The sequence below is a fragment of the Zobellia nedashkovskayae genome (genome assembly GCF_015330125.1).
GTDB lineage: Bacteria > Bacteroidota > Bacteroidia > Flavobacteriales > Flavobacteriaceae > Zobellia > Zobellia nedashkovskayae.
In genome coordinates this window covers 158,645-178,566 of sequence record NZ_JADDXR010000002.1, presented here as the reverse complement: position 1 = coordinate 178,566, position 19,922 = coordinate 158,645, and the positions used below count along the sequence as shown (strand labels likewise).

Annotated in this window: 7 protein-coding genes; 1 reads left to right on the top strand and 6 read right to left on the bottom strand. The window is 37.8% G+C overall.

What is annotated here, in order from left to right:
* Positions 1-73: 73 nt before the first annotated feature.
* Complete coding sequence (locus IWB64_RS00710) at positions 74-12,949, bottom strand: T9SS type B sorting domain-containing protein (protein ID WP_226975773.1); 12,876 nt, start codon at positions 12,947-12,949, stop codon at positions 74-76.
* 133 nt (positions 12,950-13,082) lie between these two features.
* Here IWB64_RS00710 and IWB64_RS00705 point away from each other — a divergent pair, with 133 nt between their 5' ends.
* Entirely contained in the window at positions 13,083-14,171 is a 1,089-nt protein-coding gene (locus IWB64_RS00705; RefSeq protein WP_194532209.1) for a hypothetical protein, read from the top strand.
* Between the two features lie 59 nt (positions 14,172-14,230).
* Here the strand turns inward: IWB64_RS00705 and IWB64_RS00700 are convergent, their stop codons facing one another.
* The 5 genes from IWB64_RS00700 to IWB64_RS00680 all read right to left on the bottom strand — a co-directional run bounded on the left by IWB64_RS00700 (position 14,231) and on the right by IWB64_RS00680 (position 19,910).
* Complete coding sequence (locus IWB64_RS00700; RefSeq protein WP_194532208.1) at positions 14,231-15,289, bottom strand: nucleoid-associated protein; 1,059 nt, start codon at positions 15,287-15,289, stop codon at positions 14,231-14,233.
* 113 nt (positions 15,290-15,402) lie between these two features.
* Positions 15,403-15,897, bottom strand: coding sequence for an IS1096 element passenger TnpR family protein (locus IWB64_RS00695; RefSeq protein WP_194532207.1), 495 nt, complete (start codon positions 15,895-15,897; stop codon positions 15,403-15,405).
* A 27-nt stretch (positions 15,898-15,924) separates the two neighbouring features.
* Positions 15,925-16,959, bottom strand: coding sequence for a COX15/CtaA family protein (locus tag IWB64_RS00690; RefSeq protein ID WP_194532206.1), 1,035 nt, complete (start codon positions 16,957-16,959; stop codon positions 15,925-15,927).
* An 81-nt stretch (positions 16,960-17,040) separates the two neighbouring features.
* The gene (locus tag IWB64_RS00685) at positions 17,041-18,969 is read right to left on the bottom strand and encodes an OmpA family protein (RefSeq protein ID WP_194532205.1); all 1,929 of its coding nucleotides are present in this window, start codon (positions 18,967-18,969) and stop codon (positions 17,041-17,043) included.
* A gap of 2 nt (positions 18,970-18,971) precedes the next feature.
* Positions 18,972-19,910, bottom strand: coding sequence for a PorP/SprF family type IX secretion system membrane protein (locus tag IWB64_RS00680; RefSeq protein ID WP_194532204.1), 939 nt, complete (start codon positions 19,908-19,910; stop codon positions 18,972-18,974).
* Positions 19,911-19,922 lie beyond the last annotated feature (12 nt).

Sequence of the window (19,922 nt, the reverse complement as noted above, 5' to 3'; positions counted from 1 at the left end):
GTAAAACTCTAGTATTAAGTGGTTTTTGTCCGTAAAATAGAGGTAACTGAATTAGCCACCTCTATTAATTTACTTATCTATATAAGGTGAAATGTCCAACAAACTCTCTTGTGTCTGCTTCACCATTCAATTTAATTACATACCAGTAATCACCTGAAGGCAATTCTGATTTTTGATAGAATCCACCCCAACCGTCTTCATTATCTCTGAACTTATAAACTGTACGGCCGTACCTATCATAAATGCTAATGAAGATGTCTGGATAGATTTCTATGTTCTTTGGTTTCCAGATGTCATTTGCTCCATCGCCATTTGGTGTAAAGAAATTTGGAATCTCTATATCAATGAATTCCATGAAAATACTTTCTGTAAATTCACAACCATTTTCATCAACAACTCTAACCAAATAGGTATCCGTTTTGGTGATGTAAAATACATTGTCGGTGCCATTGTTCGTATCACCAAAATAGTAGGTGTAGTTTTCTCTACCGCCACCTGCCACTGCAGTAATTTCATTAATATTAGTTTCTGACACCGTTAAGGTTAATGGGTCAAAAGCTTCTATTTCAAAACTGTAGGTTGTCATACATCCATTTTCATGAGAAATAGCAATGTAATGTGTACCAGGGGCAATATCACGGAAGAACGGGTTCAGCTGCATTTCAGACGGGTCCGTTGTATCCAGTCCAAAAAGTACATCGTTTTCAATACTTAAATCATCAAGTACAATGTTCACATAATTGTTAGGAGTGTTTCCATTACAACCATAGACAGGCTCTACCTGAGCTCCAAGGTTAACCCCCGGATCAACAGTTACCGTAATAGTCTCCTCACAACCTTGCGCATCTTCAATATATATAATGTACAACCCAGCGGCCATATTCGCAAAACTGGTTCTATCTAGAACAAAATTAGATTCATCTAACAGGCGAGTACTATATGGGGCAGTACCACCGGTAATAGTTAATTCAATAGTACCATCTTCTTCGCCAACACAAATTTCTGGTGTAGCTATAGCGGATACTTCTAATACTTCAGGTTCTTCTATGGTAGCTTCAAAAAGTTCAAAGCATCCGTTAGAATCTTGTGCGATTATGGTGTAATCTCCTGGAGCAAGCTCGTCAAAAGTATTGTCATCACTAAATCTATCCAAATTTGGAGAGATGGCATATTGATAAATACCAGTTCCTCCAAGCATATTTACCGTAATGCTACCATCATCAGCTCCGTTACAGGTTACATCATTAAAAATGGTGTTACCGGTATCTATTAGAAGAGGGTCTGGCTGGGTAATTGTTATTGCCGAAGATGTTATTTCACAATCATCACTTTGAACTCTAACAAAATAAGTACCTGCCAATAAATCTGTAAATAAACCTGTTGGTTGATTCGGACTTACTTCGTTGGTTAAACCTGAATCTGAGAACAAAGCATATTGGTAATCACCTAATCCTCCTGCAGCTTCTGCATTAATAACTCCAGAATTATCACCATTACAATTAATCGTTGGATTAGCATTATCCAATGTTATCGCTAATGGGGTAATTGGATTAATAGTAATACTGTTCGTGAGTATAGAAATACAACCTTCACTATCCTGTATATAATATTGATAATTACCTGCTGAAATACCAGTAAACAAATGGGTGTTTGGTCCACTAGTTTCGTTCATGTTGTTGAACGGAGGAATACCAGTGGTGTTCCACGCGTATGGGCCCGTACCGCCAGAAGCGGTTAACAATAGCTCTGCATCGGACAAACAGCTCAACCGTTGTGCAGTTACTATTGAACCTTCTACTTCGGTAGGTTCAACAATTTCTACAATATTGGTTTCGTCAGAACAATTTAAATCGTCTAAAATAGTAACGCTATAGAAACCAGATCTTAAGTTGCTAAAGGTAGCTGTAGTTTGAGAGTTTGAAGTCTGTAACAGATTGGCACCTGGAGCGTCACTGTCATAAGTTTTAAGAATATATCTATAACTTGGTGTAGGGTTGCTAATAGTTCTTGGTGTAAATTCTGCAGTTATTTCTGCATCGGTACCACCTTCGCAAACTAATTCTACAATTGATAGAATACTTGCGACTATTGGCTCTGGTGGAGACAATACAAATGCATTGTTAAAAGGTACCGTACAACCTAAGTTATCTGTTACTTCAACAGAATACTGTCCATCGCGTAAACCTCTGAACAAGTAACTATTTACTTGATTGGCTGGGTAAGTTGTGCCAGAAGGAACGTGGGTTAATATAATATCATAAGGCGCTTCACCACCGTTAGGTGTAATATTAGCACTACCCATATCATTGGAACAACCAACATCCTTAGTTTCTATAGTAGCCAAAGTAATTGGTGCGCTTGGCGTTGTGATAGTAATTGCACGTTCTTGGCTACATTCTGGGAAACCAACTTGTGCAACTCTAACAATATAATTACCCGCAGCTACTGGAATAGATGCGGTTGTGCCTGTACCATTAAAAATACCTTCGTCATCCGTTCGGGTTGTTGCTGTGCCATCGGCATTTAAAACTTCCCAATCAAAATTACCAGTATAAGTAGCATCGGTAAAAGTAATTTGAATACTTCCATCAGTTCCGTGACAAACAACATCAGATAATTTATCTACCACTACATTAAATGTATTTGGATCTTCTACGGTATGGCTTCTTATAATTTCACAACCCGTGGTAATATTTCTTATACCTATGGTATAATTACCTTCTAATCTATTCAAGAATTCATTAGATGCTTGGTAGGTAGAGGAAGGCAAGATTCTGAATTCATAGTTGCTAAGGTCAGTAGTAGAATTAGTAATAGAGCTAGTTACGTCTATTCTTAAATCTTCACCACTATTAACACAATCAATTTCGCGTGTTACTACAACTGTAGCATCAACTAAAGCATCATAAGCATTTACTGTAACCGTTTGTTCAACTGAACAACCTTCATCATCATATACGCGAACAATAACATTGCCACCCGCAACATCTGTATACTCATAAACTAAACTACTGCTATTTTGGAGTACATTAGAAGTAGCATCATCTATGAATTCAAAACGATTATAAGTACCACTTCCGTTAGAAATACTACTCAAATCAATAGTGATGGTTGCGTTGTTGGTATTATTATCACTAGTACAACCAAATTGGTCTACAACTGGTAAGGCAAAAGTAATAAGCGCGTTTTCATTTACTATTACAGATTTTACTGTTGGACAGTTGTTAGGGCCTCTAGCTTCCACATCATACGTGCCACCGGGTAGGTTTATGTATGATTGGGTGGTAGCATCCCAAGATGCACCAGCAGGCATTGGCGTTAATGTATAGGTTAATGGATTATTACCATTGTTGGTTTGAACCAATTCTATACTACCATCATTTGCTCCAGAACAACTTACATCTGTAGGGTTAGCTGTAAAATCTGGTCGTATTGCTGCCGGAATTTTCACAGTAAAAGTCCTACTACAATTTGGTAAAGCGGTTCCTATGTCATAAACGTTAACTGTGTAATCTGTATCTATAGTGTTATCCGGAACACTTACTGCTACGTTCATTGCACCACCTGTTAAGGTTTGACGTGTAACTACATTAGCTGAGGCGCTATCTAAGATTTCAAATTCATAATTTCCTGAACCTGCAAGACCTTCTATTGCTATTTCTGCTTCAAAGCCAGCATCACAACCTAATTGTTTATCTAAACTTGCCGAAGCTTGTAGAGTAGGGTGTACGTCTATATTTAAAGTGTCTATACAACCAGAAGCATCTTTTATGAATACATCATAGTTACCCGCAGGAACAGTATTGTAAACACCTCCATTGTTTTGATATGTACTTCCGCCATCTAAAGAATATAGAATTGTACCTGTACCAGTTGCATTAATGGTAACAGATGCATTGGTGTCGCAATTAGCTATCACCACATCCGTAATACTTGGTGCGGCCATAAAATTCATTGAAACATCAATTAGATTGTAAGAACAACCATATTGATCTTCTACGGTAACAGTATATGTGCCGGCAGGAGAATTTGCTGCTATTTCAATAGGGTTGTCACTTGTCGTTGTTATAGTAGTAAAAGGACTAGGACCGGTAATGGTATAGAAATAAGTACCTCCACCACCTTGAACATTATCTATTTTGATTAAGCCAGGGTTTTCACAAGATATATCCTGAATTGAACTTGTGTCTCCTGTGATGATTTCTAACTCATCTAAGATTTCGTTTTCACTGGCGCTGATACATTGTTGTGCACCACCACCATCTATTTGTCTTACTTCTATGTAATATTCGTCTGGTGCTAGATTGGTGATTGTTATCGTATTGCTATATACAACCGTACCTGCACTATCTCTAATAAGCACGCCATTAACATCATATAAGAACCATTCCATATTTGGCTCGGTAATACCATCTTCATCTACAATTGTATATGTAATGGCACCATTATTTGAAGTGCTACAAGACGGGGTAATATCTGCAGTGATGACCATAGGTAGACCACCTGCAATCTCATTTACATTTACAGTACTTTGTCTTGTACAACTAGGCGTATTGCTGTCCCTCACGTAGAACACATAAGTTCTACCTGGAATTAAGTTCGTGAATTCATAACTACCATGCCCTGGCGTAACAGCAGTACCATCAAGATGAGTGCTACCACCAACATGCCATGTAGCTGTTGTAGCATCAAAATTTGAAGGGTCATTAGAATATGCATATTCATATCCAGGTATTCCCTCACCACCTTGTACTTCCACTTTTAGTTCATCACAGTTTTCAACTACGGAAGAAGTAGTTATATCTAAATCATCTAAAGGATAAGGTATAATCTCTCTAGGAAGATCTGTCTGACAAATTAAATTGCTACTAATATCTACTGTACGAAGAGAAGGATAAACTTCATCGCCGGAAGTATATCCTCTAAATACCGGAGATGATACCCAAGTAGTACCACCATCAGCACTATATTCAATTGTACCAACCAGTCCAGTTGTAACACTTGTAAAATCGAAGCCAAAGTCGGCTACTCCACCTGTACAATCGCTAGCATAGGCTAAAACTATATCGGCAGTTAATTCAGCTGGTTGATTTATGACTACTGTTTCATTTTCTGAACATCCAGCATCATCTGTAACAATTACGTCATAGGTGCCTGGTGCCAAGTTGTAATAGGTTTTGGTGTTACCCGTAACATTAGTTTGAACTTGATCCGGAGTTCCGTTGGTCATATCTACCAAACGATAATCGAAAGGAGATAATCCGTCACTAATATTCACTGCAATACTACCAGTACCATCATGACAGTCAGGGTCTGTTGGTACAGCGGTCATTGCTAAAACTGGATTAGCGGCAATGGTCTCCGTTACCATAGTTTGGCATGCATCGGTACCGTTTGCTTGATCCCTTACATAAATATCGTAATCTCCAATATTAGCTAAAGCAATAGAGGTAGTGTTAGAAGCAATGAAATCACTGTCTACAACTGTATTACCTGAAGGAATAAAGGCATATACAAAATTACCGTCACCACCAGATGCCGTTGCTGTTAAAGTACCATCCGCACAAACACTAGCATTTGTTGGAACCACACTAAGTGTAATTGTTGGAGCAATAGTAATTGATTGTATGGTAGAAATACAACCATATTGATCAGTTACTTCAACATCAAAAGTTCCTTCTGATAAGTTATTAAAAGTATATGCTAAACCTGTAATAGGAGTAGGGGTTTGCCATGCTCCACTATTTATTCTAAATGAATAATTTCCATTTCCGTCAGTTACGGTTGCAGTTACTGTTCCATTGCTAAGTCCGTCATAACATTGTGTAGCGGTTAAATCAAAACTTACCGTATTTGGTTGGGCAATGGAAACTGTCGTAGAAGACAAAGTTTCACAGTTATTTAAATCGCTAATTCTTACATAGTAGTCTCCTTGTGGCACATTTAGGAATTGTAACGAATTACTAAAAGGCCTAATTACTGTTCCATCAGTTAATTCTAACTGATATTCATAACCAGGAGTACCTCCAGTAGCTGTTGCTTCCAATGTAGCACCGGTATTAAAACACGTAAATTCAGCTTTCTGTTGTAAACTTGCTGTTAATACGTTTGGAGAAGTTAGGGTAACAGTAGTAGCTGAGGTATCAGTGCACGTATTGTCGTCTATTTTTTCGACCATTACATTGTATGTACCATCGGCAAGGGTAGAAGAGGTAGTTATTGGAGAAGTTGTCTCCGTTACCCAAGTAGTACCTCCGTCAATAGAATATTGATATCCAAAAGCAGAATCAAAATTAGTTACTTCAAAACGAATATTACCATTATCTGAACCGTTACAAGTAGGGTCTGTACTTCCCAAAATTGCTAGTTCAAAAGTTTTACCAGATTCTACAACAACTGTAACATCTTGTGTTTTTTCACATATTTCAGGAGTTTGGATTGCCTGAATATCATCTAAAACCAAGAAGTTTCCGTCATCGCTATCTAGATTGGTACGTAATAAAACACCAGCAACCGTATTTGCCCCAGGGTTAAAGGTTACCTCTCTTAAGTGCCAGTCATCTGCATTGTTATTTTTGTCAATAGCAGTTGTTGCCATACTGTTAATAACAGTTCCAGAGGCATCAACTAGCTCTACAAGCACTTCCGGTTCGCGACCAGGAGTACCATCTACTTGTAAGTTATAGGCATAAAAGGAAATTGTAATATCTTGATTTGCTAGTACATCTAATCCTGTTCTAGACCAAAGAATGTTATTATTTCCTGCGGAGACACTCACACCTATTGCCATAAATCTACCATCGGTCAAACCAGTATGGTCGTTAGGGCTTCTCCACGTAATATTAGGATTGGTTACTCTATCGGTTACCGCATATTCTGCATTTACCAAAATACCGGCAGGGCCTAAATTACAATCGGTATCTGTGCCATCTTGAGGTTCAAAACAATATCCAGGACCAACTTCTGCAATTTGAGTAGTACCCCCAGTTCCAAAGTTCTCAAGAAACAATGTACTTTGGTTAGCTGCTATAGTACTTGTATATCCAACGGTTACAGTTTGTGTACCCGGAGACACAGCATTAAAAATATTGCTGTCTACAGGCACATTATCGGTACCGTTTAGTTGGTATTCGTATAAGAAATCTGTTGTATTAGATGGTGTAATGGTTATAACGCCATTACCATCGCAAGTATATGTAACATCATTACCAAAACTAGGGTCTGCAATTATGTTAGGAACCGTAATTTCTAAATCCGTAGAACATCCCAAAGCATCTTTTACTACCAATTGGTGAGTACCAGAAGCCAAACGTTTTTGATCAATTATATCAAAAGTACTTCCGCCATCAAAACTATACTCATATGGAGCTTGACCACCAGTAGTATTCAGTATTTTTACTAGAGCGGTTGGAATTGCAGCGCCAGAAGTATCACAAGAAGCGTCTTCAATAATTGCTGGAGATGCTGTAAGTCTAAAAGGTTGAACAACCTCATATGGTATAGATTCTTCACAACCAGTTCCGCTAGTACCACTAGAGTCCATAACGGTAATCGTGTAATTACCAGCAGCTATATTGTTGAAGAAATTTTCAGTTTGGTAGGTTGTGCCACCATCTAAGCTATATTGATAAGGTGCGGTACCTCCCGAAGCATTGATAGTTAATACGGAAGTAGATGAATCTGCGCAAGTAATTTCTGAATTAGAAGCAGTGATACTTACCGTACCTAAATCGTCTATATGTACACTATTGGAGAATCCAAAACAACCATTATCATCCGTGACAACAAAGACATAATCGCCATCAGCATTAGGAACATAGGTAGAAGGACTGCCTTCATAACCAAATAAAAATGTTGTGTTAGGCGTATAATCCGCATCAGGAATACTAGCTTCGTCAGTATAATTAAGGACGCCATTTTTACTCCAAATAGCATATTTATAGTTTGTTGTTCCTCCTGATGGAGTTAGGTTGATAACACCTGGTGTACAGGTAATATCTTCTTGGGTTGCAGCAGTTAATATCAATTTAGGAATTTCGGCTACGGTAATCGTATCAACATCTCTACAGCCATCTGTTGTAGTAGTTACAACCACATAGTCTCCTTCGGCAACTCCTGTAAAAGTGTGGGTGTTGTCTGTAGAAACCAAATTGTTTTTAACAAATGCACCGGCACTTCCGCTACCGTTATCAAAGAACAGCTCATAGCTGTACTCTGGAGAAACGTTTAATGCCTGAATACCTACGGTTCCAAGTTCATCGCAATCTTCAGGGGTACTGCTAAGGGTTACTTCAAAAATTCTTTCTTGAATTCCGATATCTTCAGTTTCAAACACACAGCTATTGGCTATTGGAGCCCCAGTTGATGGATCAAGTTGCGTAATTTGAACCTTGTAAGTGCCGCTAGTAGTAATGTCAAAGTTTGGACCTTGGCCAGCAGTAAAAGGAATAGTAATAGTGTTGTTCGCTACATCAAATAATTGATATCCATATCCTGGACCTAAATCAATAACTCGTATTGAACCATCTGTATCACAAATAATATCAGAAGAATCGGGCTCCGGAATATCAAGAGTATTTTGATATGCATTAAAATAGAATCTACTAAAACATCCACCTTCATAGGCGATAACCACCCTGAATTTTCCACTTTCGGTAATGGTAAAATTATTTGAAACAGCCTCTTGAGTCCAAGTCCAATTACTATCAGTATTGGCACAGTCATCGCTAACTTCGCCACAAGTTGCTTCATTGCAACTACTTTCATCTAATTTTTGCCAAGTAATACTTTGTGCATCTGTAATACCTAATTGTATAAATGCACTATCACTAGTGCCACAAAGAAAAATATTAGGCATTGAGTTTCCATCTATAGAACAAGTAACGATTTCACCTTGAATATTGTTATCAGGATTACTATCACCATTTACTTGATTAAAATATTCAATAATTGGGTTGGTCTGGGTTTCACCATAACGTTCTACGGAAATTAATTCTGTATGGTTAGAGCAGCCATTACTCACTGTTTTTTCAACAATATAGTTGCCTACGGTAGTTATAGTTAACGTACTTGGGTCACTGTCAGGATCTCCATCGTTTAATAAAGTATCTCCTGAATCAATTGTTCCATTATTATTTAAATCAATTGCCCAATTGTAAGTTTCAAAACCAGAACCTGCGGTAAGTTCGGCATCCGCACCACATAGCTGTACGGATCTGGCCACGTTACAGTTAATTAAGGCATCGGCAACATTATTAGCAGCAACTTCTAGGTCGGAAACACAAGAACCTGCCGTATTACTCCCATCTTCATCAGAGAAGGTGTTTGTATTTAAAATACCTTGGTAAGTAGCAAAAGCGTTATTCTCTAATTGAGAAGCGCAAACCGCAACAAATTCAGAACAATCACCGGATATGGAAACGGTAATCTTAATTTTGTACTCAGGATCATCAATTTCAACCAGATTGTCAGGAATAGTAAATTCTATGGTATTTGTGCCTGCATTGTAAATATTGGTTACTCCGGGAGCGTCATCAACATTGATGTCGTCCAGCGTTACATTATTAGGTAAAACATCTCTTATAGTGAAATTGGTTGCATCATCATCACCGGTATTTTGAAATCGTATTACATAATTAAAAGTATCTCCTAAACTTACATCTTGACCATTAATATCCGTACCACCTAGTTCCTCAGTAGTATTACCCAGAACAATAACCGGAGCAAATACCTGATTGTAAGACGCTGCATTTACGGTTCCATCAGTAGGGTCAACTACAGGAACTCCTGTACCATATTCTCCGCCATCGCCACCATCGGCAGTATCACTTTTATAAAACTCGTTCGCATCGCTACAACCATCATCATCACTATCTAAGTCCAAATGATCCGGAAAGCCATCCATATCAGTATCCAGATTCGCACAAAATCCTGAAAATGACGAAGTATTGTAGGATAAAAATGCAACATCGGCATTTGAACCAAGTTCTAATCGTAGGTAGGCCACGTCACTCAAACTAGCGGTGGGTATATTAAATTCTGACAATTCTACGGTGGCCAAGCGGTAATCTCTTGTGGTATTATGAAAGAAGACGCTGCCGTTGGCATTATAAATATCTAGTCTATAGGAACCAACAACACTTGCTAGAGCTCCTCCACTTGAGGCCTGCACCCTCACAGCATTACCAAGCGGTGCACCTGTGGCATCATAAAAACTTACTATATGACCGACACCATTCGGATCTGCAACCTGGGTCAATAATATATCAGGCATACCATCACCTACGTTAGTCGCTACTATAGGGTCTATTTCATAAACCCATGTATCACCGATGTTAACAATACCGGTACCTAGGTCCAATCCGTTTTGTCCGTGGGTCAACAAAGGATTTAATAGGTCTGTAGTAGGGTCATTTACAACGGTCAATCCCAAAGCATTATCAACATTCCCATCATTTAAACTGGTTTCAAAAGTTGCCTCGCTATAAATGTTATTCGAAGGAGTCAAGGCCATCCAGTTAGATTCTGTGGCCGAAATATCCGCAATTCCATCATTATTTGAGTCTATGCCGTCTATTAAACCATTCCCGTTGGAGTCATATACGTCATTGTCTGCAACCCCAGTACTAAAAGTGGTGCCTCCGGAGGTAAATGCCAATAACTCATGTGATAAGTTGGGCAATACTGGATTTTTTGAAGAAGTAGAACTTCTCCAAAAACCATTGAAATTTGTAAATACCTCAGTAACGGCGCTACCACCTAACACCGTGGAAGATGGCGAAGAGAAGGCCACATCATTAGAAATGATACACATTTGTTCAACGGCATCTAAAACTCCGTCATTATCATCATCCAAATCAACACTATCCACTACGCCGTCATTATCAAAATCGTTATGTACTATAATTCGGGCAGAAGGCTCATCTCTTGTAGTATTGGCATCCGTTTGGTCTTGAGAATTGGTAGCTGTATTTACGAGATTGAGTAATGGCAAGATGTCTATTTCGTCTCCTCGTACCTCAAGCTCTAGAAAAACAATATCTCCTGGTTCTAAAGTTCCAATGTTCCAAACTGTTCCGTTCCAACTTCCTGTAATTGTATTGGCGTTAACTAAGGTTAATCCGGCAGGGATATTATCGGTAATCTGCAAATTAGTAATGTCACGAAAATATTTATTTTCAGCCCTAATGGTGAAAGTTGCTGTTTCGCCTTCATTTATTTCAGGTTTGTCTACGGTTTTTTCAATCAAGACATCCGGTTCACAATAGAAAACTGTTATAGATTGCGAATCATAGGTACAAGGACCCTTGGTTCCCCTAACAAAGTAATCACCGGCAATAGTCGCTGCATAATCAAACGAGTTTGCTCCTGGAATCAAAACTCCATCAAAATACCATTGATAGGCATCAAAATTATCATCTGATGCTTCAAAAATACTTGAACCTGCAAAGCAATCCCCAACGGTACCTCCATTGATTTCTAGCCTTACTTCTGGTACGGTATCAAACCCAGAAAAATAGCCGGCTACACCTTGTGCTCCGTTATAACCAAAAAAACCAATGGCCATAGGACCAGTTGATGTAACACTAATATCCCCGTCTAGATTGGGAATAAAAAATGTTTTCCATTTGTCGGTTCCGGTTACTGAGTCAGATGCTGGTTTAGATACCTCAACTCCGTCTTGAAATACTTTAATGTTTGCATCTGGAGTAGTTACCGAGGCTGTAATAGTTAATCCACCGGTCATTATAGATCCTGCCACGTTTTTGATATCTGGAATATTATCCATTATATCGGGTAACAAACAGTTTACAGGAGCAACAAAATTCAACCCTTGCGTGTAAGCAGCGGTTGATCCTGCTAAAGATTGGTAAGCATATACGTCTTTTGAGGTTTGCACAAACATATTTGCACCTGCAGAGTTGGACGAATAATAAGTGCTAGGAATTTTAAAATATTCACCATCATCTATGGTTGCTAGTGGTGTTGTATTACCGCCAACAAATATTTGAGTATTATCGGCAGTTGCAATGATTAAAGGAAATTCCGTAAGACCATTAGCATTACCGTTACCTCTTATAAATACATAATCTTTACCTAATTTATTTACGGGTACAGGTTGATCAATACCAGCATCTCTATGACTAGCACCATCTTGGCTACCAAAATTGATAGAACCATTACTTATAACAATATCATTAGTAGCTACAATGGAGGCACCGATCCAACCGTCTTCATGAGCTTGGGTAGGAGCTGTACCTATGTAGGTTTCAAAAACAAATGATTCGTTCCTATCTAATGTTACCGTATATGAATTTGCTGTTATACCCGCTCTGTTAGCCCCCACTCTAAATTCACAGCCAGGGTCATAACCAGATAGGGTAACAGTAGTGTTATCCTCAGTAGCCATGATACCTAAAGTGTTGGACTTAGAAATTTGACTACCCTTATTTGGAACACCACCCCATTTAAAATTAGTTCCAAGGGCTTGTCTCCCCTTTGCAGTTAAAGAAGCTGCTTGTGCTCCCGATTTACCTCTATAGTTAACATAAAATTTTTCACCACTAGGTGCTTCAAAACGCAATCCACTATTTGTAAGTACTACCCCGGTATTGTTATTATCTACTAAAGTAATGTTGTTATCCCCATTTGCTAAGTTCCAAGCAACTGGGTTTAAATTATCGATAGAGAAAGTTTGTAAAGGAGTGGTATTTGTACCTTGATATACATTTATCGTGAAAGCTGTGGTTTCCGGAGTAGACAAGTGTACTGCCTGGAATTGAATACCCTGATTATTTTGACCTTGCTTCATCGGTGGTAGATAATGCAAGTCACTTAATTGTGAAAATCCAGAAATTGTGCTAAATGCGATAAGGAAAAAAACAATCGCTTTAAAGTAGGGCTTAAACAGATTAATCATTGGGTTGGTTTCAAGTGGGGCTAGCTTCAAAATAACTAAGGTTTACTCTCATAAATAAATAAATGTTGCAAACAGCCCAAAATATGTTGTTTTAAGTATGAAATCTATTAGGAACGATTACGTTATTAGATTGAAATGAGTAATTTGTAAGTAAATTTGTAGTATGTCAGAAGAACGATTAATGTCTAAGAAAAAGCCGGCTTATCCAGTTTGTAAAAAATTGGACCAATATTTAGAGCATTATAGCCGTAAAACTGAAATACCTATTTTCTATGATGATTTATTGCGATTTGCTGGCTCGGTAGTAGTTTATGATGACGATGATATAGATACCTTATGGGTGCGTGTTTATTATTCTGAGTTTGATAGAATAGAAATAGACAATAGTCTTAAAAAAGTATACTCTATTCTTCTCTCTGATGGGAATGAGAATATTCATAAGTATTTAAATGTTGATTCAGTAGACTTCTGCACTTTTGGTAATTCTAAGCCTTTTAGGATTAAGGTTAGAAATATTCTGAATGACAACTTTACGTATTTCTATGTAAAAAAAACCGATGCCTCACGTATTTATGGATTGGAATTAGAGCATATGCTTTCGCCTTACAACCTTCACTTTTTGGTTTATAAAGACACTTTGATCGAGGAACATATTGCAGGTATTCCTGGCGATGTTTTTATAAAGGATATGTTACCTAATTGTACGGAAACCGAAAAATCACAATTGGCCAAAGGGTTTGTTAAATTCAATGAGCGTTGTATGATACGCTTACTTGGAGATATGAGGTCTTATAACTATGTTATAGTACCGGTACACGATTTTGATCATGTGGTTTATCGTATTCGTGCTATAGATTTTGATCAACAGTGTTTTGAAGGAAAATTAAAAGTATACCGGCCACAATTTTTTAAGGAAAACTACCAGATGGTAGAGCTAGTTAGAAAAAAATTGACAAGAGACTCTATAGATCAATATAAGTTGGAAGAAAGGTCTATTGTAGCTAAGCGAATCCTAAGTTCGGGAGCCCGAATAAAACGCTTAATTGCGATAGCCAAAAAAGATCATATTTCTACTCAGGAAAATATTGAAACGTTACGGGATGCAATTTATGAATTGACACTAGACATGCAGTTTAAAAAAGCTAAAACTATGGGAGAAATATTAGGTTTGGCCTTAAATTTTGTACGTCGTAACTATGAAGATGTGAGTATGAAACAAATATTGGAACAAAACATAAAAATAGACCACTAAAATAAGATAGTTGGTATTTAAAAGAGGACTTTTCTTTTAAATACCAACTAATATTAATACTAGTTTTTCTCCTCTTTATTGAAGTATACTAGGTAGTAGTACATTTGGCGTTCTTCATCCCAGCCTTTTTCTACAAACTTCTCCGCAGATTCTGGGTTTATGAAATCCAACTTAATTTGTATGTTGGTGTCAAGGTTTATAACATTCTTTATTTTCTTACGTGCATCAGATACTGCCTTGTTGGCAATATCAAAGTTAGACACATCTTCAATACTGTATTTAGGACCTTTTTCCTCTTTGTAATGTTTAAATTCCGGTATTAATTCTGGGTTTTCCATTACTTCATTTAAGAAGCTAGTTTCTTCAAACTCATCATTCTTGGCAAAATGGTTCACCGCACGGTTCATAAACAGAACCTCTTGCTGCTTGTCTTCAGCTGGTAGCACTACGTCTTTGGCAAAATTCTGACAGAATTTCAAATAGTTTTTAGTATAGAAATTTTCATCCGCCAGGGCATCTACATCCAAGAAATTTTCAAGCCAATATTTGGTGTCGTAACGGTTACTGTCTACAGAAAGAACTTTGTAACCTTCTTCTTTATTTACATTAAAAATTAGACAGCCTTTGTCTAATTTATTAATGTTTATACCTTGTTGAATTACAATGTCTAAGTTGCTCCCTTTTTCTTCAAACTGAAGAAAATCGTGTTTAAGCTCACTCTTGAAAATACCAATTGCATCGGTCTTAACATTGTCTAACATAACGTTAGATAAATGTGCAACATAAACCTCTCCACTTTTAATATGCGGGTGATTAGATTGCTCAAAAAGATGCTGTGCAATTTTCTTAGAATTTGCGTGCATACTCTCCGGGTCAGCAAAAATGTCTGAAACTATTTTGTGTAGTTCGTTAAACTCCACATCTACATCATTTACAAGCTTAAAATAGTTCTCTTCCTTTTCACGAAAAGGCTTAAAGAAATATTCTTTTAAAAGACCAGTGGTCTCGTCGTTCAAGGAGAAAGGCTCTTCAGAAAGAAAAAGACCTTCGCTTTTGTTTTTATTCCCCACGCGATGAAGGGAAATTGTTTCGATTTGGGTAGGGTATAGGTTAATCATAATTCAATAGCTTTTTTAATTCTTGATAAGTGTAGATTGCTGTTAATCAGAATGCTAAATAGATTTATTTTTTGATGTTCGATTTGCTGAAAAAAGGAGAAATCCGCAATGGCTTAATTCCAATTCTCATCAAAATCAAGGTCGTCATAGTTATCATACGTGTCGTCAAAATCATGAGCAGGTTTCGACTCAAAATTCTTTTCCGGAGGTGTTTCCGGAAGCTCACCAAAACTGAACAATACGTTAGGATATGATATGCCAGACTCAGGTTCAACCTTATCGGCAAGTTCTACGAAGAACGTCCACATGCTTAAGAAATCATAGACGTAGATAAGCTTAGGGCTGTCCTCTGTCATGACATCTTCCAGAAAAGTTTCGTTCATCAATTTAACATCAGAACCATTATCGCTCATGTCAAAAAGTGCGATTTCCTCATCTTGAATCCACTCTTCATCACAGGTGTAAAAAGAGGCCATTTCGTTACCTAAAAATCCAAAAGACTGAGCTATAGCATTGTGAAACTCCTCCATAGAGGTGCTTGCCTCTATCTCAAGGTCTCTGAATATATCTTCCTTGGCATCTAAGATGATACGTATTTTGTAAATCATAACCGGAATTTTTAAGGGTTGACAAAGTTACAAAGATTTATAGCTTCTTTTGGCACTTATAGCTTCTAAAAGCAAATAAAACTGGACTCCAAAAAGCAAGCTGGCCAATACCAGATGTATAGGTTGTGAAGTGAATGGAAAATGGAAGTAATACATAGCAACACCGGACATGGCTTCAATAAACAAGAAAACCAAGACCCAGTTAATTTTTGGAAAATTAAGCTTATACTTATAGATACGCTGCGCTAAAAAGATGTTTAATAATACAATGACTATAGAAAAAGAGCGGTGTACGTAAAATTGCCAATCCGCATCTGACAGCCATAAATTTTTAGCCGCATCGCCTAAGATATCCATTCGATCATCTACAAATTGCCTAACCTGTGTACCCAGAATAACTTGAACTAAGGTCATGAAAAGCACAAATGATAAAAGCGGAACAATATCCTTATAATTCTTCACCTTTTCAGTTGTAGCTTTGGTTATATGTATAATGTAAAGAAGGAAAGCCACAATAACTAGCGCCATTACCATATGTACGGTAATTTTTACAGGCTCTAAAAGGGAATATACTACGGTTGCACCCAACCAAGCCTGAAAGCCCATACCAAAAACTACCAACCAGGATAAGATAGTTATTGTTTTATTGGTTTTAAACAGGCGAATGGACATTATAGCTAGTACTAGAGTAGCCAAGCCAGCCAGAGCCCCAAACAGACGGTTAATGTATTCTATCCAAGTGTGTGCCGCGTTAAATTGGGCATAATCGTGTTTGGTATAGGTTTCCCACTTATTTTTATCGAAGGTATTGCTCGTTCTAAAACTTTCGGAAGCAACCTGAAGGGTTTCATCTACAATGATTATTTGGCCTTTCTTAATATCGGTATCCGGCTTCCATTGTAGTTCAGAAATCTCTGTTGGAGGAATATAGTGGCCAAAGCATTTAGGCCAATCTGGGCAGCCCATTCCGCTACCTGTACCACGTACTACGGCGCCGGCAACAATAACGAGATATACGAGCACTAGAGCAACTTTTGCAACCTTTCTGAAATTTTTCTGCATAGCTGAATTTCCTTTATGCAAAAATAAGGCTCCTTGAAGAATTTTAGCGCTTCATACGGTTTTTCTTGAAAGAGAAATCGCTTATTTTTCTATCACGATGAACTCTGAACGTCTATTCAATTGGTGTTCACTTTCCGAACACTTAACGCCATTGGTACATTGGTTTAATAATTGAGTTTCTCCATAGCCTTTTCCTGAAATCCGTGATGGGTCTATACCTTTGGATGTAATATATTGAACCGTTCTCATGGCTCGTCTTCTGGAAAGCCATACATTGTATTGGTCTCCTTCTCGGCTATCGGTATGTGAACCTACGGCTATTTTAATATCCGGTCTTCGGCTCATATAATCCACTACTTTATTTAGTTCCGGATAGGCACTTTTATTAAGGTAAGAACTATTTAGATCAAAGTAGATAGGAGTAAGTTTTAAAACCTTGACCAAGTCGGAACCAACGTCAACAACCTTGGTAGATTGTTCTAACTCCAGACGGGTCTCTTTAATTTGTTTTTTGTCGCTGGTGGTTAACATATAAAGCGTTCCCACTTCGTAACCTTCTTTTTTGCCGGACAATTGATATTGTTTTTCTTGACAAGGTATTCGTATGATATAAGAACCATCGGAAGCTGTTACGGTTTCTGCTAATTTTTGACCGTCATAATCAAGGGCTTCAACTATGGTTTCTGCCAAGGGTTTGTCAGAATCCTTATCATATGCATTACCTTCAATAAAGGTAAAGCAGTCGGTATCACTTCGTTTTAATCCGTAGATATCATCACTACCTTTTCCTCCTTTTCGGTTGGAAGCAAAATAACCGATTTCTTCTGAAGAATCCAAGACCAAAGAAAAGTCGTCTTCGGAACTATTAATTGGGCTTCCCAAATTGGTAGCCTTGTTTTCTTTATTCAGGTCTACTTTAAAAATATCAAGACCGCCAAGACCTGGATGACCGTTAGAGGCAAAATATAAGATGTCTGAATTAGCAATATAAGGGAAGGTTTCTTTTCCTTCTGTATTAACAAGAGCTCCCATTTTTACAGGGTCTCCAAAGGTTCCGTCAGATAAAACGGTAACCACATAAATATCCGAAGCACCTTTCCCTCCGGGCATGTCTGATGCAAAATAGAGTTTGGTACCATCACTACTTAAAGAAGGATGAGCAACCGAGTAATTGGTGTTATTAAAAGGGAGGTCTTCTGGTTCGCTCCAAGAGTCACCTTTCTTAAAAGCTCTGTAAATTTTTAATCTGCTTACACCATTTTTGTCTCTTTTGAATGATTTTTTTGAGAAGTTATTTCTTGTAAAATAAACCGTTTCTCCATCTTCAGAAAAGGAGGTAGAGGATTCATTGGCCTTGCTGTTCAACACTTCTGAAAGAACAGAAAGCTGACCCGTTTTGCCTTCTTCTGAGATTTCAGATTGATATAGGTTGAGGTAGGGCAGTTTACTGTATTTCTGCACATCAAGATCTCTAGAAGTAGTAAATACTAGATTTCCATTAAAATACGAAGGAGCAAAATCCGATTCTTTGGAGTTGATGCCGTTGAGGTTCTCAATAGTATATTGTTCCTTTGGAATCTGTATCTCTTTTAAATAATCAGGGTTACTTGTAAAAAGGTTAGCGCGTGTATCGTTGTTCTTTATTTTTTGGAATTTTTCCATCCATATATCAGATTCTTCATATTTTTTTATAGATTTTAGAGCTAGGGCATACCGGTAGAGGTAGTCTGGAGAGACCGCTACTTCATCATTTTCTAACAGTTTTTCGTACCAGAATGTAGCAACATCGTAGTTGGCACTATGGTAATTGGCATTTCCTAATTTTTTATGGATTGTGGTCTCGTCATATCCTTTTTCCAATAAAGAGGCGTAGGATTCAATATCCTGCATGTAAGCGTAATGATCAAAATTATCAGTTTTCGCTTTCTTGTTTTTTCCTTGTGAGAAACAACTAGAACCCCAAGTGATGAAAATGAGTAGAATTATTAGATATGTGGGCTTTATGCTCATTTCTAAAAGAATCTAGGGGTTAGGTCAATTTTATTATTCTTAATGAATTCATACCTGAGAAATATTTCAAAAGAACCATCATTAAATTGTGAACCACCTAATGAAGATATTTCTCGGTCATAGGCAAGTCCCAGCATAAATTGCTTTCCCATGTGGAAGCCAAATAGCGCACTCATGGCAGCATCCCATCTATAGGCAGCACCCAAGGTAAATTTTTCGTTGATTAAAAAATTAGCGGAAAGATCAACCTGAAGAGGAGCCCCGGTAACAGCTTTTATAAGATATGCGGGCTTAAATTTCAAAGATGGAGTTAGGTCAAAGACATATCCGGAAATCAGATAAAAATTCATGCGCTCAGAAGCTATTACAGAACCATTATCATCTGGATTTTGAAAATGTTCGGTTTCTAAGATATTAGGTGCAGAAAGACCAATATAAAATTTATTGGAGTGAAAGTATACTCCGGCTCCCACATTGGGCGTAAATTTTTTATATAATTCTTTTTCTACGGATGGTGCCAGACTAGCACTATAATTTCTCAATTTATTAAAATCGATATTTAACAACTGCCCACCAGCAGAAAGACCAAAGGATAGTTCGTAATTCTCGGAGGTAGGCACACTGTATGAGAAAGCAACATCAAAGTTGGTGCTTTGGTTGGTGTTATTTCCAATTTCGTCATGTACGATAGAAAACCCTAATCCTATTTTGTCATTGTAAGGACCTTGTATGTTGAAGGTTTGTGTACTAGGAGCTCCGTCCATTCCAACCCATTGCGAGCGGTGTAGTAGCGAAACGCCGAGAACATCTCTAGAACCGGCATAGGCAGGATTTACCGTTAATGTGTTATACATGTATTGGGTGAATTGAGCATCCTGCTGCCCGAAGCTTAATTGCATCGTCAGAAGTAAAAACAAGATTTTTAGTATCGTACCTTTCATGTTTACTTGCTC

Bases quoted from the DNA above. Each gene is read 5' to 3' on its own strand.
- IWB64_RS00700 (WP_194532208.1), bottom strand. From the start codon at position 15,289: ATGATTAACCTATACCCTACCCAAATCGAAACAATTTCCCTTCATCGC.
- IWB64_RS00705 (WP_194532209.1), top strand. From the start codon at position 13,083: ATGTCAGAAGAACGATTAATGTCTAAGAAAAAGCCGGCTTATCCAGTT.
- IWB64_RS00690 (WP_194532206.1), bottom strand. From the start codon at position 16,959: ATGCAGAAAAATTTCAGAAAGGTTGCAAAAGTTGCTCTAGTGCTCGTA.
- IWB64_RS00695 (WP_194532207.1), bottom strand. From the start codon at position 15,897: ATGATTTACAAAATACGTATCATCTTAGATGCCAAGGAAGATATATTC.
- IWB64_RS00685 (WP_194532205.1), bottom strand. From the start codon at position 18,969: ATGAGCATAAAGCCCACATATCTAATAATTCTACTCATTTTCATCACT.
- IWB64_RS00680 (WP_194532204.1), bottom strand. From the start codon at position 19,910: ATGAAAGGTACGATACTAAAAATCTTGTTTTTACTTCTGACGATGCAA.